Consider the following 22644-nt stretch of genomic DNA (forward strand, 5'->3'; position numbering starts at 1 on the left):
TTTAACCTCCAAAAAATTTTTTTAAACTTTCTATAAAAGCTTTATTTTCTTCAGGTAAACCAATTGTGACTCTTATCTGTCTTGGTCCTACAGGTCTTATAATAACTCCCTGCCTGAGAAGTGAGTCAAAAACTTCCTTGGATGAAATACTCTCTGGCAGTATTATGTAAATAAAGTTTGTCTGTGTGGGAAGATATTGAATTTGTCTGATTTTATCAAGCTCAGAATAAAGATATTGTTTGCCCTTTTCGTTGATTTCAAGCACTTTTTTCAGATGCTCCTCATCTTTTAAAGCAGCCTCTGCAGCAATCTGAGCAATGGTGTTTGTGTTAAAGGGTTCTCTTATTCTGTTCATCTCTGTAATGATCTCTTTTTTCGCAACTCCATAACCTATTCTCAGGCTTGCTAATCCATAGGCTTTTGAAAAGGTTCTTAAAATCAGTATATCCCTGCCATCTTTGAAATATTTTAAGGTGTCAGGATAATCTGGTTCTGTCACATACTCATAATAAGCTTCATCTACCACAACGAGTATGTCTTCTCGGAGAGCTTTCATGAAGCTATCAAACTCATCTCTGTAGTTCATTGTGCCTGTTGGATTATTGGGATTGGCTATGAATACGATTTTTGTTCTGTCTGTTATCTCCTTGAGCATTCCTTCAAGATCATGTCTCCACTCTTTAAGTGTTACTTCCTTTGCCACTCCACCTTGTGCTGTCACGCTCATTGCATAGACAACGAAAGAAGGAGTAGCCATAACTGCTTCATCGCCTGGACCAATGTAAGTTTTTACTGCAATATCAATAAGCTCATTTGAGCCATTGCCCAGAATGATTTCATCATGTGTAAGATTTACTCCTCTTGTTGCAAATAATTCACATAAAGCATTTTTAAGATAAAATCCACTTCCTTCAGGATACCTCGCAAGTTCTGCAGGATTTGATAAAAAATCCATGATGCTCTCTACAACCTTTGGTGAAGGTCCAAGAGGATTTTCATTGGAAGCAAGCTTAATGCATTGCTTTATACCAAGCTCTCTTTCAACCTCTTTAATTGGTTTACCCGGAATGTAGGGCTGAATTTTTTGCACATATGGTAATGGTTTAATCATAAAGCCTCCCTTTATTCAAACATTGGATATGAGCCAAGATGGACAAGCTCTATGCAGTAATCTTTTACTTTTTCAAGGGTTTTTTTCACTTCTTCATCTTCTATATGTCCTATGAAGTCAACAAAAAATATATATTCCCACTTACGCATCTTTGCCGGTCTTGATTCTATTTTGGTAAGATTTATGCTGGCATCCTTGAATGGTTTCAAAGCATTATAAAGAGCACCGGGCTTGTCCTGAAGGGAGAACATTATAGAAGTCTTATCAGAACCTGTTTTACCTGGGAAGCTTTTCCCGATTATAAAGAATCTTGTGTAGTTGTTTTTGAAGTCTTCAATGTGTTTTGCAACAAATTTAAGTCCGTAGATCTGCGCTGCAAATTCGCTTGCAATGGCTGCAATTTCCTCATCAACGCAGGCTTGTCTTGCTGCCTCAGCAGTTGATGCCACATCATACACAGGAATACCGAGCATGTTTTTGCTAAGCCATTCTCTGCATTGAGCTCTTGCATGTGGATGGGAGTAGATTTTCTTTATTTTTTCCTTTTGACCTGTAAGAGAGAGAAGGTGAAGGGTTATAGGAATTATTATCTCTCCAGAGATTTTTACTGCATACTGCATGAACATATCTAAAGTATATGTAACAGTTCCTTCATTGGAGTTTTCTATTGGAACAACGCCAAATCTTGACAGTCCCTTTTCAACGGACTCAAAAATGGATTTAATGCTATCCTGAGGTTCAAACTGAGCAAAGCTTCCAAAATACTTTATTGCAGCAAGATGGGTGAATGTTCCCTCAGGTCCGAGATAAGCCACTTTTTGTGATTCCTGAAGTGCGAGTGTGGCTGAAACAATTTCTCTGAAAAGAGTTTTAATTACATCATCAGAAAAGGGTCCTTCATTTATTTTTAAAACTTTATCAATGATATTTTTTTCTCTTACAGGGTCATAGAATGAAAGTCCTTTAGCCCGTTTTATTGTTGCTATTTCTATAGCAATTTTTGCTCTCTCATTCAAAAGTTTGAGAATTTCTCTGTCAATCTTGTCAATCCTATCTCTTAGATTTTTTAACCTTTCATTTTCCATTTCTTATTCTATCATAGAATATGATAAAATTTTAAAATTATGAAAAAACAGAATCTTCTTATGGACAGAGTTTTAAACTGGATAGCTTCTCATGATGATGAACCTCCATATCTTCTTATTGATAGAGAGACTCTAAAAGAAAAAATCTCCCTTATCGGGAAAGGAATCAAAAATTCAAAGATTTTCTACGCAGTCAAAGCCAATCCAGATGTGGAAGTTCTCAGATATTTAAATAGTTTTAATGTGGGCTTTGAGATAGCATCAGAGGGAGAGCTGGCAATCCTTAAACAGCTTAATGTTGAGCCTGAGCGAATAATAACAAGCAATCCAGTAAAGACATTTAAATTTCTTAAAGAGGCAGTGCAGTACGGAATTGACTACTATGCCTTTGACTCTCAGGCAGAAGTTGAAAAAATGGCGAAATATGCACCTGAAAAAAAAGTCTATGTAAGACTGTCTGTTCCGAATGAAGGAAGTGAATGGCCTCTCAGTAAAAAATTTGGTGTTGAGATGGAAGAAGCTGTACAGTTACTTATTTATGCAAAACAGAAAGGACTTGACCCTGTAGGTATTACCTTTCATGTGGGTTCACAGTGCAGCAATATATATAACTGGCACACTGCCATAGATAAAGCAAGACAGGTAAAAGAGCTTGCCAGAAAGGCAGGGATTGAAATAAAAATGCTTAATATTGGAGGTGGATATCCTATTGAATACACTAAAAGAGTGCCTCCTATAGAAACAATAGAGGCAAAAATTAACTCGCTTCTTGAAGAATATTTTCCTGATACCGAGATTTTTATAGAGCCTGGTAGAGCAGTGGTGGGAGATTCTGGAGTTTTTGTCTCAAGAATTATTGGCAAAGCTCAAAGAGGAGATGAAAACTGGCTTTACATAGATGTGGGTGTTTTCAATGGGTTAATGGAAAGCATAGGAGGAATTAAATATCAGTATATTGTTGGAAGCAGAGGAGAGCAAAAGCAGTGGACAATTGCAGGACCAAGCTGTGATAGCTTTGATGTCATAGACAGGGAAGTTCTGCTACCTGAACCAGATGTGGGAAGTCTTATACTTATTCTTTCTGCTGGAGCATATACCATATCCTATGCTTCAGAGTTCAATGGATTTTCTATACCAAAAACATTTTTAATTTAGGAGGATGCTATGATTAAATTTTTTGAGAAGGACCCTTATGCCCCAATACAGTATGTGTATGATGTAGAAAAGGTTCTTTATAAGGGCAAAAGTAAGTTTCAGGAGATAATGGTTTTTGAAAATCCCTATTTTGGAAGAATTCTTGTTCTTGATGGTGTTGTTCAGCTCACTGAAAGAGATGAGTTCATATATCATGAAATGTTAACCCATGTCCTCTTGCACGCTCATCCAGAAGCAAAAACAGTTGCAGTTATAGGAGGCGGAGATGGTGGTGCAGTAAGAGAGGTTCTCAAGCATGACTGCGTAAAAAAGCTTTATTTTATAGAGATTGATGAAGAAGTGATAAATGTTTCAAAAAAATTTTTCCCCACTGTATCATGCTCCATAGATGATCCAAGAGTAGAGATAAGATGTATGGATGGAGCAGAGTTTATAAAGGAGATGAATAATGCTCTTGACATTATAATTGTTGATTCCACTGATATAATCGGTTTTGCTAAAAGTCTTTTTACCGTTGAGTTTTTTAAATCAGTAAGAGATGCCCTTACTCAGGATGGAATGTTTGTAACCCTTTCAGAATCCCTCATCTTTCATAAAGAGCTCGTTTATGAAGTTCAAAACTCAATGAAGCTTATTTTCCCCATTGTTGACCTTTATACGGCTTCTATTGCAACCTATGCTGGAAACTGGTGGAGCTTTTCCGTTGGCTCAAAATCGCTGGATCCCAGGGAGATAAGAAAGCAGGTGAAAGTATCAACAAAACTTTATACAGAAGATTTACACAGAGTTTGTTTTCTGCCTCGTGATATTTATGCAAAACTTCTTAATAAAGAACTTGATTGGTAAGATATTTGACTTTTTTAAAGTTTTCATGATAATTTTTAAATGTTAGCACTTAATGATGGAGAGTGCTAAAATGAGAGATATAATGCTTGATGAGAGAACTAAGAAAATACTCTGCGCAGTTGTAGAGAGTTATATTGAGAAACCAGAACCTGTTGGCTCCCGTTATATTATGAAAAAATACAGATTTGATGTTTGCTCTGCAACCATAAGAAATATAATGTCAGATTTAGAGGATGCTGGTTTTCTCTTCCAGCCTCATACTTCAGCAGGACGAGTGCCAACTGACAGAGCATATAGATTTTATGTTGACTACATATTTAAGGAAGCCTTAGTTATCCATTCAGCGGAAATTAAAAAATTCATAGAAAACTTAACGAAAAAATTGAGAAAACTAAGAAACAATATGAATTCACTGTTTCTTGAGGCAACTCAGAGTTTGTCTCAGGCTACTCAATATCTGGGGCTGGCTGTTTTACCGGCCACTGAAAAAACTGCACTTCATAGAGTGGATTTTATAAAGTTTAAAGATGACCTTGTAATTGCGGTTGTTGTAAACGATAAAGGCATTGTTAAAAACAAAATTATAAAAGCCTATCCTGAAATAACTCAGAACGAACTTAACAGCCTTGCGGATTTTGTCAATAGAAACTATCATGGAAAAACTATTGATGAAATAAGAGAAGACCTTCTCGTAAGAATAAAAAAGGAAAAACTTTTCTGGGATAAACTGATTACAAAGATTTTAAAGATGTGTCAGGAAGCATTGTATTTTTCCGTAGAAGATGTCTATGTATCAGGATTGTATCACATTATGCATTTACCTGATTTTTCCGATATAGAAAAGCTCAGAGAAGTTGCTAAAACAATACAGAACAAGCATCTTTTGCTCAAACTCTTTGAAAACATCTCTGAAGATGAGGATGTAAAGGTTATAATAGGAGAGGAAAATCCTGTGGAAGAATTCCGAAGCTTTAGCATAATTGCTTCACCATATAAAGAAAAAGATAAGTCACTCGGTGTTATTGCTCTTGTTGGCCCGAAGAGAATGGACTATCAAAGAGCAATCGTTTTAGTTAATGCCTTTGCAAGGGTGTTGACAAGAACACTTTCAGATTAGGGGGAGAAAAATGGAGGAGATAAAAAAGGAAGAGATAACTGAGAATAGAGAAACCGAAGAAATTTCCTATGAAGGCTCAGCCCTTGAAGACAAACCAAGGGATATTATTGAAAATCTTCAAAATGAGTTAAATCAGCAAAAAGAGAAGTATTTGAGATTGTATGCCGAGTTTGAGAACTATAAAAGGATGATTCAAAAAGAAAGAGAGGAACTGATAAATTATGCAAACGAAAGACTGATTAAGGATTTACTGCCAGTCATAGACAATTTTGAACTGGCTATCAAACACGCAGGGAATGAACTGAATTCCCAATGGCTTGAAAGTATGAAACAGGGAGTGGAAAACGCACTTAAAGAGTTTTTACGCATTTTAGAGAAGTATGGAGTAAAGCAGATGGAGACAGTTGGGCAGGCTTTTAATCCTGAACTGCATCATGCAGTCTCTACAGTTGAAACAGCAGACATGGATGATAACATTATCGTAGAAGAATTGCGGAAAGGATACATGTATAAAAATAAACTTTTGAGAGAACCTCTGGTGGCTGTTTCTCGTAAATCTAAACCCTCAGAGGAGGGTATGCACCCCTCGGGTGCTCAAGACACAAATAAAAAGGAGGATTAAACAATGGGAAAAGCAATAGGAATAGACCTGGGCACAACAAACTCTGTTGTTGCAGTAGTTATCGGTGGTGAGCCAGTTGTAATACCAAATCAGGAAGGACAGAGAACAACTCCTTCTGTGGTTGCTTTTACTGATAAAGGTGAAAGGCTGGTTGGACAGGTGGCAAAGAGACAGGCAATAACAAATCCTGAAAATACAATATTTTCCATAAAAAGATTGATGGGAAGAAAGTATAACTCTCCTGAAGTGCAGGAGGCTAAAAAAAGACTTCCCTATAAAATTGTTGAAGCTCCCAATGGAGATGCTCATGTGGAGATAATGGGTAAAAGATACTCTCCACCTGAAATCTCTGCAATGATTCTTCAGAAACTTAAACAGGCTGCTGAGGACTATCTTGGAGAGCCTGTTACAGAAGCAGTAATTACAGTGCCTGCCTATTTTGATGATAGTCAGCGTCAGGCAACAAAAGACGCAGGCCGTATTGCAGGATTAAATGTCCTGAGAATCATCAATGAACCAACAGCTGCAGCACTTGCATACGGGCTTGACAAGAAAAAAGAAGAAAAAATCGCTGTTTATGACCTTGGTGGTGGAACTTTTGACATCTCCATACTTGAGATAGGAGAAGGTGTAATTGAAGTAAAGGCTACGAATGGAGATACTTATCTTGGTGGTGATGACTTTGATATAAGAATTATGGACTGGCTCATAGAAGAATTCAAAAAACAGGAAGGCATTGATTTACGCAAAGACAGAATGGCTCTTCAGAGGCTTAAAGAAGCTGCTGAAAGAGCAAAAATAGAGCTAAGCTCAGCAATGGAAACGGAAATAAATCTTCCCTTTATAACAGCTGATGCATCAGGTCCGAAACATCTTCTTATGAAGCTAACCAGAGCTAAACTTGAACAGCTCGTTGATGATTTAATCCAGAAAAGTCTTGAACCATGCAGGAAAGCTCTTGCTGATGCTGGACTTTCTCAGAGTCAGATAGATGAAGTAATACTTGTTGGTGGACAGACAAGAACTCCAAAGGTTCAGAAAGTTGTTCAGGATTTCTTTGGGAAAGAGCCTCACAAAGGCGTTAATCCTGATGAGGTTGTTGCCATAGGAGCAGCAATTCAGGCAGCAATTCTTAAGGGAGAAGTAAAAGAAGTTCTCCTTCTTGACGTTACACCTCTTTCCCTCGGAATTGAAACACTTGGCGGAGTATTTACGAAAATTATTGAGCGCAATACAACAATACCAACCAGAAAGTCTCAGATATTCACAACAGCCGCTGATAACCAGACAGCTGTTACAATCAAGGTATATCAGGGCGAAAGAGAAATGGCTGCTGATAACAAGCTTCTTGGAGTATTTGAGCTGGTTGGAATCCCTCCTGCACCAAGAGGAATTCCTCAGATAGAGGTTACCTTTGACATTGATGCGAATGGAATTCTACATGTTTCTGCAAAGGATCTTGCCACAGGTAAGGAACAGTCAATCAGAATTACAGCTTCAAGCGGTCTTACAGAGGAAGAGATTAAAAGAATGATCAGAGAAGCTGAAGCTCACGCAGAAGAAGACAGGCGTAAAAAACAGCTTGCTGAAGCAAGAAATGATGCTGACAACATGATTTATACAGTGGAAAAAACTTTAAGAGAGATGGGTGACAGAGTTCCAGAGGATGAAAAGAGAAGAATTCAGGATGCCATTGAAAAGTGCCGTAGAATTAAAGACACAAGTAATGACATAAATGAGATAAAGGCTGCTACAGAAGAGCTTGCCAGAGCTTCACACAGAATAGCAGAAGAGCTCTACAAGCGTGCAGGTGCATCACAGAGTGCTTCTTCAGAGACTAAAAAAGAGGAAGATGTGATAGAAGCTGAAGTAGAGGACAAAGACAATAAATGAAGGACTATTACAGCATTCTCGGAGTAAGCCGGAACGCCTCTCAGGAAGAAATAAAAAAGGCGTTCCGGCGCCTTGCAAGACAGTATCATCCTGATTTAAATCCTGGTAACAAAGAGGCTGAAGAGAGATTTAAAGAGATAAATGAAGCTTATGCATGTCTTAGTGACCCAGTAAAAAGAGCAAACTATGACAGATATGGAACTGCAGAAGGAGCAGCTACAGGATTTGGATACGAAACTTATACAACCTTTACAGACATATTTGAAGACATATTTGAAGGATTTTTCGGCAGCTTTGGATTCAGGAAAAACAGACCTAAAAAAGGAGCTGATTTAAGATATGATATTACAATTACCCTTGAAGAGGCAGCTAAAGGCGTTGAAAAAGAAATTAAATTCTTCCGCTGGGAAATATGTGAAACCTGTAATGGTTCTGGAATAAAACCAGGCAGTGAGCCAATTATATGCTCATCCTGCGGTGGAACCGGATATATCAGATACAATCAGGGATTTTTCTCAGTATCAAAGACATGTTCAAAGTGTGGTGGAACTGGAAGAATTATTAAAGAGCCATGTCTTGATTGCTCTGGAAATGGTAAGGTAAGGATAGAGAGAGAGTTAAAAATTCATATTCCTCCTGGCGTTGATACAGGCACTAAATTGAAGGTTACTGGAGAAGGAGAAATTGGAGAGTTTGGTGGTCCCCGTGGCGATCTTTATATTTATGTCAATGTTAAAGAGCACGAGTTTTTCAAAAGAGAGGGGATAAATATTTACTGTTCTATTCCCATTTCATTTGTCAGAGCAGTTTTTGGCGGAGAAGTGGAAGTTCCAACAATTGATGGCAAAGCAAAGATAGAAATACCTCCTGGGACACCATCTGGTAGAGTTTTTAAGCTCAAGGGTAAAGGACTTCCAAGAGTTGGGAGCACCCACAGAGGAGATCAGATTGTAACAGTTTACATTGATGTTCCAAAGAAGCTTAATGAAAGACAGAGAGAACTTCTTGAAGAGTTTGCAAGAGTCTCTGGCGAAGAAATCAAAAAAACTTCAAAGGGACTAAAAGATAAAATAAAAGACATCTTTTCAATGTAGAGGTATTTATGAAAAGAAACATAATTTTCCTTTTTCTAATCTGCTTTATGATAGTTTTTTCATCGTGCAGTCAAAAGCCTGAGAAAATATCAAAGTCTATTGTAGTTTATACGAGTCTTTATCCCCTTGCAGAGTTTACAAAATGGATAATTCCAGAAGCTCAGGTTGAGAGTGTAATGCCTCAGGGAGTTGATCCCCATAATTTTGAGCCTTCTTTAAAGGACATTCAAAAACTTTACAGGGCAAACATGATAGTGTATCTTGGAAATACAGATATTGACCGATGGATTGACAAAATAAAAGATGAACTTACTCAAAAGGGCGTAAAGGTAGTCAGACTCCAGGATAGCATTCAATTTAAAAAATACTCTTCAGGCAATGAAATAGACCCTCACATATGGTTAGATCCTATTTTAACAGCAGAAATTATAAAAGTCATAAAAAATGCAGCCACAGAGATTACACCAGAAAAAAAAGATTTATACGAGAAAAATTTCTCCATTTATGAAACAAAATTAAAAGAGCTTGATAATTCCTACAGGCAAGGACTGTCAAATTGTTCTTTGAAAGATGTGATAATTACCCATGAATTTTTAAACTACCTCAGTTCAAGATATGGTTTTACTTCTTACTTTATCGTTCATGAACCAGAACAGGAGCCTTCTTTGAAGAGAATTAAAAAACTCAAGGATCTCATGAAGCAGAGCTCCATTGAGTATATTGTTTCAGAGCCTGAAGGAGAAAGAATCGCAAAAGCTCTATCAGAAGAAACAGCAGCAAAAATATTAACATTTAACACTCTTCACAGAGCAGATACTCAACATAGACTTGACTACTTTCAAATAATGAATGAGAACCTTAAAACTTTAAAAACCGCTTTAAAATGCCACTAAAAGCCATAACATTAACGAATCTTTACTACTCCTTTGACAGCATTTTTGTGCTTGAAGACATTAATCTTGAGATACCTGAAGGCTGTTATCTCGGAATTATAGGACCAAATGGAGCAGGTAAAACAACTCTGCTGAGGTTAATACTGGGCATAATAAAACCTCAAAGAGGTCAGGTATTGATTTATGGAGTGACTCCAGAGGAGTATTTAAAATCAGAGCCTATTGGATATCTGCCTCAGAGAATATCCCAGACAATATATGAGTTTCCATTTACAGTAGAAGAACTTGTTAGAAGCGGGCATGAAAAATTTAAAAAAGACAATATTGAATGGGCGCTGGATGTTTTTAAGATTTCCCATTTAAAAAAGAAATTAATTAGGGAACTTTCTGGAGGTCAGAGGCAGAAGGCATTTCTTGCAAGAGCAATTGCTTGCAGACCAAGAATTTTACTGCTTGATGAACCAACTACAGGTATTGATCCTTACTCAATGGATGAGCTGCTTCAGATACTTGAGAGTCTTAATCAGGATTTTGGAATTACAATAGTTGTGGTTACTCATGATATAGCAACTTTTGCCCATGAAGCAAAATGTATTCTATGTCTGAACAGAAAGGTTGTATGTCTCGGAGAGCCTCAGAGGATTCTAAAAGATGAATATATGGGCATGTTATATCCTGAACATACTGTTTTTCCCCATAAAAATGCTTGAAATATTTGAGTTAAGCGTCATAAAGAGAGCTTTTCTGGTTATAACATTTGTAGCTCCACTGGCTCCTGTGTTTGGAGTATTTCTACTTTTGCGTAGATATGCCTTTTTTGCCGATACTCTTGCTCATGTTGGTTTTTTAGCACTGGCATTGAGCCTTTTTTTTAAGATAAATTCTCTTGTTTTGCTTATTTTATTGAGCCTTATTGTCTCTATTTCTGTTGAGCAGCTTAGAGCAAAAGACAGGCTTCCCGCAGAGGGTTCTCTTTCCTTTTTTCTCTATGCAGGTGTTTCACTGTCAGTAGTTTTTATAGCATTATCTGGTAGTACAGGTTCAATAATGAATATACTTTTTGGAAGTCTTTCCACTGTAACGAAGGAAGATTTTTATCTTATTCTTGCCGGGGCTTTAATCTGCGGAGCTTTCCTGCTCAAATATCATAAAAAAATATTAAATCTCTGCATTGATGAAGAGATTGCTCATGCCTCTGGAATTAATACAACAGAAACTAAAATGCTTTTTGCCACTACAGTAGCATTGTCAATTTCCATATCAATAAAAACAATGGGAGCACTTTTAATTGGTGCTCTTATGATTATTCCTCCTTTAACTGCGATGCAGCTCTCTAAAAGCCTTAAAACTACGGTAATATTCTCAATTATTATTTCTCTTTTTTCATCCTATACAGGAATTTTTCTTTCCTTTTACTCAGGAATTCCGCTTGGAGCATCAATCTCAACAATTTTAATCTTTTTCTTTTTAATCTCCACTGTTTTTAAAGCCTTTAAATGATTTTTTATTTCTCATTCTTTTTTTCCTCTTCTTTTTCCTTCTGCTTAAGCAACTCTGACATCGCATCAAGCTTTTTCATAACAAGATAGTTTATCGTTCCTTCTGGATATGTTCCATCCTGCTGAAGCTCACCTGCTGGCATATCTGTAAGTATTTCAAGCCCTTCCTCTGCATAATCAATGGCGTAAATATGGAAAGCTCCGTCTTTAATAGCTTTTTGAATCTCCTCCTTCAGCATCAAATGTTTCGTATTTCTTCTTGGAATTATTACTCCGTGAGTTCCATCAAGTCCTCTGATTTTACAGAGTTCAAAAAATCCTTCAATTTTCTCATTTATTCCACCAACTGGCTGAACTTCTCCTTTTTGATCCATTGAGCCTGTAACAGCAATATTTTGTTTTAAAGGTATTTCGGCAATGCTGCTTAAAAGTGCATAAAGTTCAGCACATGTAGCACTGTCACCTTCTATCATCTCATATAGTTGCTCAAATGTAAGGGAAGCACTCAGACTTATTGGCTTTTTTATGGCGTATTTACTCCACAGGTAGCTTGAAAGAATCATAACTGCCTTTTCATGAATCTTGCCAGACATCTTTGTTTCTCTTTCAATATTCACTATTCCAGCCTTACCAAGATAGACTCTTGCAGTAATACGGGAAGGCTTGCCAAAGCTGTAGTCTCCAAGATCAATAACAGCAAGTCCGTTAATCTGTCCCACTTTTCTGCCAGATGTCTCCACGATTAAAACATCTTCGACAATCAGCTCCCTTAGTTTTTCCTCTATGCTTGCTGATCTGTAAACCCTCTGTTCAAGGGCTTTATTGACATCTTCTTCATAAACCTGCGTTTTTCCATCTTTTTTTGCCCAGAAATGGGATTCTCTTATAAGGTCTGCTATACTACTGAATTGAGTAGAAAGCTTTTCCTGATGCTCTGCCAGCCTTGAACCATATTCAACAATCTTTGCAACCGCTGATTTATGGAATGGAAGAAGTCCTTCTTCTTTTTGACAGAGGGAGACAAACTGAGCATATTTTTTTATGTTCTCTTCAGTTCTTGGCATTCGTATATCAAAATCTGCCTTAACTTTAAAGAGTTCCCTGTATTCCTCATCATAGTTGTAGAGAATGTAATAAAGAAAGGGCGTTCCAGTAAGAATAACTTTAACATTTAATGGAATTGGTTCTGGTCTTAATGTAGTAGTGGTTATGAGTCTGTATTGTTCCCATACGTCTTCAATTCTGATTTCTTTACTTCTTAATGCTCTTTTTAAAGAATCATAGGAAAAAAGATTTTTTATTAAAGCCATCGCATCTATTACAAGATATCCTCCATTTGCCTTATGAAGCGAGCCAGGCTTAATCATTGTAAAATCAGTAATTGCCATTCCATACTGGATTTTATATTCAATCCTTCCAAAAAGATTGAGATACGTAGGATTTGGTTCATAAACAACAGGAGCACCTTCTGTCGTAGAGTTGTCAACAAGAACATTTACACTGTATTTAGCAAAAGAAACCTCCCTCTGAATTTTCATAAAAGGAGGCACTGCAGGCACTTCTTCCTGAATCTTAAAATCCTGAATATTGTTAAGTATATCTTCCTTGACAGCATCAAGATAATTTACAATTTTTTCATTGAAAGAGTATTTTTTCTTGAGTTCTTCAATAGGTTGCTCTATTACATCAAGTGCGATCTGCCGTTCAAGCCTCGCAAGCATGTCCTTAACGATTTTCTCAGCTTCTTTAACTGCTCTTACAACATCATCAAGTTTGTCCTGAAGCATTTTACCAAGTTCATCAATTCGTTTTCTTGTATCGGGATCAAGAGCCTGAAACTCTTCCTCTGTAAGAGGCTCACCATTTCTTTTTACGGGAACAATTATTAATCCTGCAAGAGCTTTACGAATTGCAAAGCCTTTTGCTTTTGCTTCTTCTTCAACTGTGGAAAACCATTCTCTCTGCTTTTGCTGAAAATCCTCAAGGATTTTGTTTCTCTGTTTATCATACTCCTTTGACTCAAAGGCTTTCGGAATTTCTACTTTTAGTGTATTAATAAGATTTTCCATGTCTTTCTGAAATTCCGTTGCTCTGCCTGCAGGTAAACTAACAGCCACTGGAGCATCAGGATTTTTAAAGTTATAAAGATAGCACCAGTCAGGTGGAACAGGCTCTTTTTTTACTTTTTCAGAAAGAAGTGTTCTTATTGCACGCATCTTACCTGTGCCCTGTTCACCAAGAGCATATATGTTAAAACCTTTAGCTGGCAGATTTAAACCAAACTCTAAAGAAGCAACTGCTCTGTCCTGCCCGATTGTTCCTTTAAGAGGTGAAAGCTCTTCAGTTGTTTCAAAATCAAATATGCTATGTTCACATTTTTTATAGACCTCTTCTGCCTGAAGCTTCCTTACCATTTTCTTTCCTCCTTTTCTGTATTTTTTCATATTATACCATCAAATTTTGCCTTTAGCGTGCTAAGATATTTATAATTAAATAAAACTCTGGAGGAAATCAATGAAGGCATCCAATTTATGGAAAGAGATTCTCAAAGACCCCAGAAATAAAAGACAACTTCTCACAGAGATAGAAAAACTGGCAAAGGAAAATACTGAGCCTGCGGAGATTCATTTTGGCACTTCTGGATGGCGTGGAGAGATTGGCTCTGATTTCACAATGCAGAATGTGAGAGTGCTAACAAAAGCAATCATTGAGGCAGTAAAAAGCGAAGACCGCAGGATTTTAAATGCCTTGGGAGTGAACTCCTTCAATGAATTCAAAGACAGAGGAGTCATTGTTGGACATGACAACAGAATTCTCGGAAAAGACTTTGCCTGGGAAGTAATAGGATTATTTCAGTCAGAAGGAGTTAGATGCCTCTATGCAGGCGAAGCAGCAACTCCAGAGTTTTCAGCAGGAATAGTTGAACTTAAAGCAGCAGCGTCGGTGAATCTTACTCCAAGTCACAATCCAGCAAACTATGGAGGATTGAAACTAAATCCTGCAGATGGAGGACCTGCTCCAGAAGAGCTCACAAAACCAGTTGAGGCTATTGCAAATGAAATAATGAAAAAAGCTCAGGATGTAAAAAGCATAAAACCAAAAAACATTGAAAAAATAGACCTGACAGAACTTTACATAAAATTTATCAAAAAAAGAGCTGTGTTGGACCTGGAAAAAATTAAAAATTTCATGGAAACTGAAAAACCTGTCTGCGCAATTGATCATATGTATGGAACAAGTAGAGGCAAGCTGGCAAGAATTCTTTCATTAAAGCCAGGAACTTTTGTATGTTTAAGAAAAGAGGATGATCCCCTCTTTGAAGGTCTTCCTCCAGAGCCAAGCGAGACTAATTTAAAGCTTGCCCTATCATATTTAAATAAAAACTCCTTAGGATTTGCAGCCATAATTGACCCTGATGCAGACAGAGTTCGTTTTGCAGACCTCAGGAGGCAGATTCCTATGAACTATTTCGGTGCAATGGCATTACATTACCTTTATACTTATAAAAGGATGCGTGGAGTTGTTGCAAAAAGTGTTGGCACAAGTAACTTTGTAAATGCTATTGCAGCAGTATTAGGAGTTGAAGTTATTGAAACAAAAGTAGGATTCAAGCATTTTAGACCATATCTTCTGCCAGAAGCAACAAAAAAAGCCATTGTAGCATTTGAAGAATCTGACGGAATTTCAGCTCAGAATCATGTGCTTGAAAAAGATGCTATCTTTGGTTGTTTGCTTGCCCTTGAGATGATGGCTACGCTCAATAAAAACCTGAGCGATTATCTTGAAGAGATTGAATCCATTTATGGAAGATACTATTCAGAAAGAACGGGTATTGAGATACCACGGGAAAAGTTCAGTCCCCACATAAAAAAGCAGGCACATGCATTGAAAGAATACTTTAAAGCTGGTGATTTATTTAAAATAGGAACACTCAATAAAAAAATTCTCCACATAACAGACATTGACGGTATTAAAATTGTTTTTGATGACCTATCATGGATTATGATAAGACCATCAGGAACAGAACCAAAAATTCGTATATATGTAGAAACAAAGAATCTTGAAGAGAAAAAATATCTTCTTGAAGAAGCTAAAAAACTGGCAGAGAGAATATGGCAGTGAGATTATACCATCATGGAGACAATGAAGATGATTAACTGGGCAGAGGAGCTTAAAAGAGAGGCTTTTCCAGATAAGCCGCAGGAATTAAAAATTTTACAAACACATATTTCCTATGTTTTTCTTGCTGATGAGGTGGTTTATAAGATTAAAAAGCCTGTAAACTTTGGTTTTCTTGATTTCACAACCCTTGAGTTAAGAAAGCTTTACTCAGAAAAGGAAGTGGAACTTAACAGAAGACTTTGCCCTGAGATTTATCTTGGAGTCGTGCCTGTTTCCCGAACAGAGAATGGCTATAAAGTTGAGGATAATTCAGATGTTGTAGAGTATGCTGTAAAGATGAAGAGGCTTCCAGAGGATGGAATGATGCAAAAAATATTGAAAGATAAAGCATTAACAGAAAAACACATTGATTTAATTGTGGATTTATTAGTTCCTTTTTATAAATCAGCCAAAACAGGAAAAGGAGTTGATGAGTATGGCTCTATTGATACAGTTTCCTTTAATACTGAAGAAAACTTCAGCCAGACAGAAAGCTTTGTAGGCATTGCCCTTAATAAATGGAGATATAATGAGATTGTTAGCTGGACAAGAAACTTTATAAAAGAAAACAGAGCACTCTTTGAAACCCGTATTAAGGAAGGATTTATCCGTGAAGGTCATGGAGACCTTTACTCAGCCAACATATGTTTTGATAATTTAAAAAAAGTTTACATATTTGACTGCATTGAGTTCAATGAAAGATTTAGATGCGGTGATGTTGCCTCTGACATAGCTTTTTTAAGCATGGATCTGGATTTTCATAGCTATAAAAAGCTTTCAGAATACTTTGTTAAAACCTATGTGGAAAAGGCTGGCGATGGAGATTTGTTAAAACTTTTAAATTTTTATAAATGCTACCGTGCCTATGTGAGGGGGAAAATCGGATGTTTTACCTCAGAGGATACTGCTTTATCTGAAGAGACAAGACAGTCTGCTTTACAGGAGTCACGGAGATACTTTGACCTTGCCTATATTTATGCTGATGGTAAACCTAAGGTCTTTGTTGTTTTCGGACTTTCTGGAACAGGGAAGTCAACCTTTGCAAGAGCTCTTGCTCAGAAGACCCTTGCAGAATGGATTGCATCTGACATAGTTCGCAAAAGCCTTGTTGGGATTGCACCAACAGAGCATCACTATGAGCCCTTTGAAAAGGGTATTTACAGTAAAGAAATTACAGAGAAGACCTATATGAAAATGATAGAAATTGCAAGGGAGCATCTACTGAGAGGCAGGGATGTTATTTTAGATGCCACTTTTCGTGAAAGAGTCTTCAGGCAGGCAGTCTCGAGAGAGCTTAACTTTGCTGAGATTTACTTTATATGGTGCACTGCAGAAGACAGCGTTGTTAAGGAAAGATTTATGAAAAGGAAGGAAGCAGAAGATATTTCAGATGCCCGATGGGAAATATATTTAGCGCAGAAGCGAAAGTTTGAACCTCCCGATGAAATAGAAGGTGAAAGGTTGATAAGAGTTGATACTTCCGAGTTTAAAGATTTAACTGAAATAGTGCTCAAGAGAATTTACGCTGATTTTTTACCTCAATGAATTAATGTATGAGCCAAAGAGTTTTAGACTTTTTTTATGGGTCTCTGTAAGATTATAATCCATGTTTTCTCTCCAGTAAAATAAAATCTCATCCTCACTCATAAAATTTTTTAAGTAGTAATCTTTCAACATCTCCTGAGCATAAGCTATCCATTTATCTTTTGCATAAAGAAGTTTTTCCCTGAATTTTGTATAAACTCCGTAAAGTTCATTTTCAGGTTTAGTAATCTCTTTTCTTACAATCCATAAGGCAAAAACAAATGGAAGCCCTGTATTCTGATACCATATATTTGCAAGGTCGTAAACTTTCTTATTTTTAAGAATTTTTCTATATCTGAGTGCATCATCGCCTATTAACAAAAAAGATTCCCCTGTAAAAGGCGCAGCTGAAATATCATACTCTGGTTTTAATCCCAGGAATTTCTCCAGTATGACTCTTAACAATAAATGAGAAGTGGCTGATTGGTCTGTAAGAAGTATTTTTTTGCCATCAAGGGCTTTTAATTCATAATCACTGAAAAAAAGCACGCTTCCTACATACTCTTTTGAGCTTATGCAGATTCCATCAACATAGTCATAAAGCTCCTGATTTAGGAGATATTCCACTGAAGATGAAGGGCTCACATCAATCAAATCATTTCTTAATGCCCAGTTAAGCTGAGATGGAACTCCTTTTACAAAATGAATCTCTTCTGTAATTAAACCCTCTTTTTCAAGAACATAGAATATGGGATAAACATTGGCATACTGAATCCATCCTACTTTTAACTTCACCCTTTTATTACCCCCATTGGTCTTAATTTTACAACTTTACGAGCAATTCCTGCATTATGAACAATGTCAACAACATTTGATACATCTTTGTAAGCATCTGGCATCTCCTCTGCGAGAGTTTCCTTACCAGCAGATCTTAACTATGCCTCTCTGAGCAAGCTCCTCTTTGATAGCTCTTCCCTTTGCCTGCTTTATTGCCTGTGTTCTGCTGAGAAGCCTTCCAGCTCCGTGACATGTTGAACCAAAGGTCTCATCCATTGCTCTTTGAAGCCCTACAAGGACAAAGGAAACTCTTCCCATATCTCCAGGAATAATAACAGGCTGTCCAATAGAAGCGTAGCAATCAGGCAGTTCAGGATGTCCCTCTGGAAAGGCTCTGGTTGCTCCTTTTCTATGAACAACAACTCTTCTTCTTTTGCCGTTAATAATGTGGAATTCTTCCTTTGCAATGTTGTGTGCCACATCATAAACAACTCTCATGGCAAGCTCCTTTGGTGAAACTTTAAAGACTCTCAGAAAAACTTCTCTTGTCCAGTGCATAAGACACTGCCTGTTTGCCCATGCATAGTTAGCTGCTCCTTTCATTGCAGAAAAGTATCTCTGTCCTTCTTTACTGAGGAAAGGAGCACATGCAAGCTCTCTATCAGGAAGCTCTATTCCGTATTTTTTTGCTGCCTGTAACATATCTCTCACATAGTCATCGCATATTTGATGACCAAAACCACGAGAACCGCTATGTATCATCACAGTGACCTGATTTTTGAACAATCCCATAGCCTGAGCAATTTCTGGCTCATAAACTTCATCCACATACTGAACCTCAAGAAAGTGATTACCTGAACCAAGAGTTCCTAACTGATCTTTACCGCGTTCATAGGCTTTTTTACTTATAACTTCAGGGTCTGCTCCATCAAGGCATCCATGAGATTCAATACGCTTAAGGTCATCAGCATCGCCATAACCATGCTCAACTGCCCATATTGCACCTTTGCGAACAACTTTTTTTAGCTCTTCATAATTAAGTCTAATTTTTCCAGTGGAACCAACTCCTGAGGGAATGTGAGTATAAAGTAAATCAACAAGCTCTCTGATTTTTGGCTCCACCTCATCTTTTGTAAGATTACTCTTGAGAAGTCTTACGCCACAGTTAATATCATATCCGACGCCTCCAGGAGAGATAATCCCTTGTTCTGCATCAAAGGCTGCAACACCACCTATAGGGAATCCATATCCTGTATGAATATCTGGCATTGCAAGGGATTTGCCCACAATTCCTGGCAGTGTTGCCACATTTGCTACCTGTTTTACTGAGTCAAACTCAAGCTCCTGCTCAAGGATTTCATCAACAAAGATAATTCCCTCGGTTTTCATTCCTTGGACAAATCCCTTTGGCACTCTGATTCTGTATGGGTCTATTCTTTCTGTCCCTTCTATTTTAGGCATAGGACACCTCCTTTGAGGCAGGCTTTAATTTTATTATTATATCCTTAAATATCAAAAATTATCTCTGCTATCCAGTGGGAGTTTTCCCTTTTAAGAACAAGATTATGATATGTGGCTGCTTTTACAAGGAGTTTTCTTTCATGCTTTTCTGCATTAAAGTGCTCGCCAAAAAGAGCTGCTTCAAGAGTATTTCCCTTAATTTCCAATTTTATATCTCTGCCAATAAATCCATAAGCATCAAACTGAAAAATAAGTTCATTGAGAAAGCTTACGAGCATGTCTTCAAGAGTCTCTTCTGTCAGTGAGAACTCTCTTTTTTCTCCTGCAGTTACGAGACTTATATCAGTAATGAGGCTATAAAGCCCTAAGCCTGCATTTACAAAGCATTCTTCAACTGTTTTTCCCTCTGCTCTTAAACCTACATCTCCTGCAACATCAATAACTCTGTAACTCATCTTATGCTTTTTAAGGCATCTTCAATGAACTCCTTTACCTGAGCGTCATCTTCCTTTGATAAGGCTTCAATTAATGCTGGTCTGGCTTTTTCATCGCCAATTATCTCGAGAGCATAGGCAGCATCACCGCGAATATTTTTCTCTTTTGAATTTAAAAGTTCAACAATGCCTGGAATAATTTCCCGTAGCAGCCCGGGATTTTTTGTTTTCATTTCTTCAATTATTGCAAATGCTCCAACCTTAACTCTTAATCTCTCATCGGCAAGCATTCTCGGTATTAACTTAATCTGCTCAGGCTCATGCTCAAAGAAGGTTATTATGTTTTCAAGGTATCCATTGTCAAGGTAGTCAAAAAGCATTTCTTCAAAAGCTTCGCCTTCCCAATTACTAAAACTACTATCATTTCCACTCATACTCTCACCCATGCCAGTCAGTTTTTATACGGCTTCTTCCTCTTATGTATTTTTCAGCAGAAAGTGCTGCAATAGCTCCCTGAGCACAGGCTATAACGACCTGTCTTGCATGAGGGCTTGCCACATCTCCTGCTGCAAACACGCCCTGAATATTTGTCTGCATAAAATTATCTACCAAAATAAAACCTTTTTCATCAAACTTTAGAGCCTCTCCAAGAAAATCTACCACAGGTTGAGAACCCTGCAGATAGACGAAAACTCCTGTAACCTCAAGATTTTTTTCATTACCCACTGAGTCTTTCAATAGAACTCCTGTAACAAAATCTTTGCCTGTGATTTCCTTTATTGAATGAGATGTGAGTGTCTCAACTTTTGCATTCTGGTAAACGGGATGTTCAGGCTCTACCTTTAACTTTGATGAAGAAGTTATTAAATAAACCTTTTCAGCAAATTCTGTTAAATAAATTGCCTCTTTTACAGCTTCTTCACTGTCACCAAGCACAGCTACAGTTTTTCCTCTGAAAAAAGGAGCATCGCATACAGCACAGTAACTTACTCCTCTTCCAAGAAGTTCACCTTCACCCTTAATTGTCGGCTTTCTTCCCATGGAGCCTGTGGCAACAATAACGGTTTTTCCTTTATAGCTATCACTCATTGTTACCACTTCCTTTGTTTCTGATGTTAAATCCACTCCCACAACCTGCTCCTCTTTGTATTTAACTCCAAAAGATAGTGCCTGTGACCTGATTCTTTCAAGAAGCTCCTTGCCCGGCAAGGGTTTTTCAAGCCCGGGATAGTTTTCAATCAAAGAAGCGTAGGCTAAAGCTCCTGCTGTTTTAGATTTATCAAGAATTATTGTTTTAAGGTTTGCCCTTGCTGCATATATCCCTGCTGTAAGTCCTGCTGGTCCACCGCCGATTATTATTACATCATAAACTTCACTCATTGTGACCTCCTTATAAAAGTAAGACTGTTTAAAAACTCACAAGCCCTTGAAAGTCAAAAGTTTGTAAACATCTTTAAATTTCAATTACTCCAAATGTCATTCCGCGCACCCTCACCATTTTATATCATTTTAAGCGTTTTTTCATTTGTCATTCAACCTTTTTTGTCATTCCGACTTTTTCCCCTGTCATGCCGAGTCTGTCCATCCTTTGTCATTCCGAGCCTGCCAGAGGCAGGCGAGGAATCTCCTTTGTTCTCACTATTTCAGAGATTCCTCGGGTGGAATGCCACCCTCGGAATGACAGAAAGAGAAGTTCTGGATGACAGGAAGAGAGCCCCTCGGGATGACAGATTAAGGTAGCAGAGGAGATTGCCACGCCTTCGGCTCGCAATGACAAAAAAGAAGGGAATGACAAAAAATGAGCCCTTGATGTCAGTGATTCCTGTTTGGACTAATCCCATTTAATTTTCATCAAAGAATTTCAAAATTCTGTAATATGTATCCCTCTGTGCTGGTCTGAATCCTGCGCTTTTTATAGCCTCTATTATCTCATCCATACTTACACGGTAGCAGACTCCTGCTGCCCTTACAACATTTTCTTCAAGCATTGTTGAGCCAAAGTCATTAGCACCAAATCTGAGTCCTACCTGAGCAACTTTTATCCCCTGAGTAACCCAGGAGACCTGAATATTGGGAAAGTTGTCAAGATAAATTCTGCTTAACGCGAGAACTTTAAGATATTTCACAGAGCCTGCTGCATGAAGCTCTGGAAATTCTCTTTTAAGCTCTGTATTGGAAGGTTGAAAACTCCACGGAATAAAGGCAGTAAATCCACCTGTGTCATCCTGTAGTTGTCTTAGTGCATCTAAATGTTCAATTATATCCTCCTCTGTGTCAATGCTTCCGAACATCATTGTGGCTGAAGTTTTCATGCCGAGAAGGTGTGCCTCACGCATTACCTTGAGCCACTCAGACGACTTAATCTTGTTTGGTGACTGAATCTGTCTTACTCTATCACTTAAAATCTCTGCTCCACCACCGGGAATTGAATCAAGACCTGCTTCTTTCAGTCTTTCAAGAACCTCCTTTATTGACAAACACTCCTTTTTACTTAAAAAGGAAATCTCCGGAGGTGAAAATCCATGAACATGAATCATGAAGTTGCTCTTTATAAATTTAAGCATATCAATGTAAAAATCTAATCCGAGCTCTGGATGCACTCCACCCTGAAGAAGTATCTGGGTTCCGCCTTTTTCAATGGTTTCTTGAATTTTCTGCGCGAGCTCTTCTTTTGTAAGAATATATGCTTCAGGATGTCCTGCTGGTCTCCAGAAAGCGCAGAATTTACAGCGGTTAATACAGATGTTTGTATAATTTATATTTCTGTCAACAACAAAGGTGACAATGCCCTCTGGATGAAGCCCTTTTCTTATGCTGTCAGCAATTCTGCCCAGTTCATAAATTGAGGCTTCTTTGAGCATCTCAATAGCTTCTTTTTTGTTAACTCTTACCATGATAATCAAACCATCAAAATTTTTATCTCTACTCTTAATATTTCATCACATTGAATTTTATCTGAGGAGTAAACCTTT

19 protein-coding genes and 1 pseudogene are annotated in these 22644 nt (G+C 37.6%); 11 read left to right on the top strand and 9 right to left on the bottom strand.

What is annotated here, in order from left to right:
• Position 1 precedes the first annotated feature (1 nt).
• Both hisC and pheA read right to left on the bottom strand, forming a co-directional pair.
• Positions 2 to 1111, bottom strand: a complete 1110-nt coding sequence (gene hisC / locus V4D30_RS09345) for a histidinol-phosphate transaminase (protein ID WP_353684054.1) — start codon at positions 1109 to 1111, stop codon at positions 2 to 4.
• Positions 1112 to 1122: 11 nt separating this feature from the next.
• Positions 1123 to 2196 carry a prephenate dehydratase gene (pheA, locus tag V4D30_RS09350; RefSeq protein ID WP_353684055.1) on the bottom strand — a complete coding sequence of 358 codons (1074 nt, stop codon included), beginning with the start codon at positions 2194 to 2196 and terminating at the stop codon, positions 1123 to 1125.
• A gap of 39 nt (positions 2197 to 2235) precedes the next feature.
• Here pheA and V4D30_RS09355 point away from each other — a divergent pair, with 39 nt between their 5' ends.
• The 9 genes from V4D30_RS09355 to V4D30_RS09395 all read left to right on the top strand — a co-directional run bounded on the left by V4D30_RS09355 (position 2236) and on the right by V4D30_RS09395 (position 11316).
• Positions 2236 to 3351 (top strand): type III PLP-dependent enzyme, encoded by a 1116-nt coding sequence (locus tag V4D30_RS09355; RefSeq protein ID WP_353684056.1) that lies wholly within the window; start codon positions 2236 to 2238, stop codon positions 3349 to 3351.
• A 9-nt stretch (positions 3352 to 3360) separates the two neighbouring features.
• The gene (speE, locus tag V4D30_RS09360; RefSeq protein WP_353684057.1) at positions 3361 to 4197 is read left to right on the top strand and encodes a polyamine aminopropyltransferase; all 837 of its coding nucleotides are present in this window, start codon (positions 3361 to 3363) and stop codon (positions 4195 to 4197) included.
• 70 nt (positions 4198 to 4267) lie between these two features.
• A complete protein-coding gene (hrcA, locus tag V4D30_RS09365) occupies positions 4268 to 5314 on the top strand; it encodes a heat-inducible transcriptional repressor HrcA (protein ID WP_353684058.1) in 1047 nt (348 codons plus the stop codon).
• A gap of 10 nt (positions 5315 to 5324) precedes the next feature.
• Positions 5325 to 5936: a nucleotide exchange factor GrpE gene (gene grpE, locus V4D30_RS09370; protein WP_353684059.1), complete on the top strand. Its 612-nt coding sequence runs from the start codon at positions 5325 to 5327 to the stop codon at positions 5934 to 5936.
• A gap of 3 nt (positions 5937 to 5939) precedes the next feature.
• Positions 5940 to 7829 (top strand): molecular chaperone DnaK, encoded by a 1890-nt coding sequence (dnaK, locus tag V4D30_RS09375; RefSeq protein WP_353684060.1) that lies wholly within the window; start codon positions 5940 to 5942, stop codon positions 7827 to 7829.
• Positions 7826 to 8923, top strand: coding sequence for a molecular chaperone DnaJ (dnaJ, locus tag V4D30_RS09380; protein ID WP_353684061.1), 1098 nt, complete (start codon positions 7826 to 7828; stop codon positions 8921 to 8923). Before dnaK ends, dnaJ begins: the two co-directional genes overlap by 4 nt.
• Before the next feature lie 8 nt (positions 8924 to 8931).
• Complete coding sequence (locus V4D30_RS09385; RefSeq protein WP_353684062.1) at positions 8932 to 9816, top strand: zinc ABC transporter substrate-binding protein; 885 nt, start codon at positions 8932 to 8934, stop codon at positions 9814 to 9816.
• Positions 9807 to 10526, top strand: coding sequence for a metal ABC transporter ATP-binding protein (locus tag V4D30_RS09390; protein ID WP_353684063.1), 720 nt, complete (start codon positions 9807 to 9809; stop codon positions 10524 to 10526). Before V4D30_RS09385 ends, V4D30_RS09390 begins: the two co-directional genes overlap by 10 nt.
• The gene (locus V4D30_RS09395) at positions 10468 to 11316 is read left to right on the top strand and encodes a metal ABC transporter permease (RefSeq protein WP_353684064.1); all 849 of its coding nucleotides are present in this window, start codon (positions 10468 to 10470) and stop codon (positions 11314 to 11316) included. The genes V4D30_RS09390 and V4D30_RS09395 overlap by 59 nt, the downstream gene beginning before the upstream one ends.
• 4 nt (positions 11317 to 11320) lie before the next feature.
• Here the strand turns inward: V4D30_RS09395 and V4D30_RS09400 are convergent, their stop codons facing one another.
• The gene (locus tag V4D30_RS09400; RefSeq protein ID WP_353684065.1) at positions 11321 to 13729 is read right to left on the bottom strand and encodes an ATP-binding protein; all 2409 of its coding nucleotides are present in this window, start codon (positions 13727 to 13729) and stop codon (positions 11321 to 11323) included.
• 100 nt (positions 13730 to 13829) lie between these two features.
• Here V4D30_RS09400 and V4D30_RS09405 point away from each other — a divergent pair, with 100 nt between their 5' ends.
• Entirely contained in the window at positions 13830 to 15437 is a 1608-nt protein-coding gene (locus tag V4D30_RS09405; protein ID WP_353684066.1) for a phosphomannomutase, read from the top strand.
• Positions 15438 to 15464: 27 nt separating this feature from the next.
• The gene (locus V4D30_RS09410) at positions 15465 to 17021 is read left to right on the top strand and encodes an AAA family ATPase (RefSeq protein ID WP_353684067.1); all 1557 of its coding nucleotides are present in this window, start codon (positions 15465 to 15467) and stop codon (positions 17019 to 17021) included.
• On the opposite strand, the gene V4D30_RS09415 is transcribed toward V4D30_RS09410, so the two are convergent.
• The 6 genes and pseudogenes from V4D30_RS09415 to mqnC form a co-directional block, all read right to left on the bottom strand.
• Entirely contained in the window at positions 17010 to 17795 is a 786-nt protein-coding gene (locus V4D30_RS09415; RefSeq protein WP_353684068.1) for a menaquinone biosynthesis protein, read from the bottom strand. The two genes, V4D30_RS09410 and V4D30_RS09415, sit on opposite strands and share 12 nt — an antisense overlap.
• Positions 17792 to 19238, bottom strand: a pseudogene (locus tag V4D30_RS09420) (RtcB family protein). The gene V4D30_RS09415 and the pseudogene V4D30_RS09420 overlap by 4 nt, the downstream one beginning before the upstream one ends.
• A gap of 44 nt (positions 19239 to 19282) precedes the next feature.
• Positions 19283 to 19693: an archease gene (locus V4D30_RS09425; protein ID WP_353684069.1), complete on the bottom strand. Its 411-nt coding sequence runs from the start codon at positions 19691 to 19693 to the stop codon at positions 19283 to 19285.
• Positions 19690 to 20106 (bottom strand): HEAT repeat domain-containing protein, encoded by a 417-nt coding sequence (locus V4D30_RS09430; RefSeq protein ID WP_353684070.1) that lies wholly within the window; start codon positions 20104 to 20106, stop codon positions 19690 to 19692. The genes V4D30_RS09425 and V4D30_RS09430 overlap by 4 nt, the downstream gene beginning before the upstream one ends.
• A gap of 4 nt (positions 20107 to 20110) precedes the next feature.
• Positions 20111 to 21052, bottom strand: a complete 942-nt coding sequence (locus V4D30_RS09435) for an FAD-dependent oxidoreductase (RefSeq protein WP_353684071.1) — start codon at positions 21050 to 21052, stop codon at positions 20111 to 20113.
• Between the two features lie 461 nt (positions 21053 to 21513).
• The gene (mqnC, locus tag V4D30_RS09440) at positions 21514 to 22566 is read right to left on the bottom strand and encodes a cyclic dehypoxanthinyl futalosine synthase (protein WP_353684072.1); all 1053 of its coding nucleotides are present in this window, start codon (positions 22564 to 22566) and stop codon (positions 21514 to 21516) included.
• Between the last annotated feature and the right edge of the window lie 78 nt (positions 22567 to 22644).

Origin of the sequence: Thermodesulfovibrio sp. 3907-1M, assembly GCF_040450955.1 — a bacterium.
Lineage (GTDB): Bacteria > Nitrospirota > Thermodesulfovibrionia > Thermodesulfovibrionales > Thermodesulfovibrionaceae > Thermodesulfovibrio > Thermodesulfovibrio autotrophicus.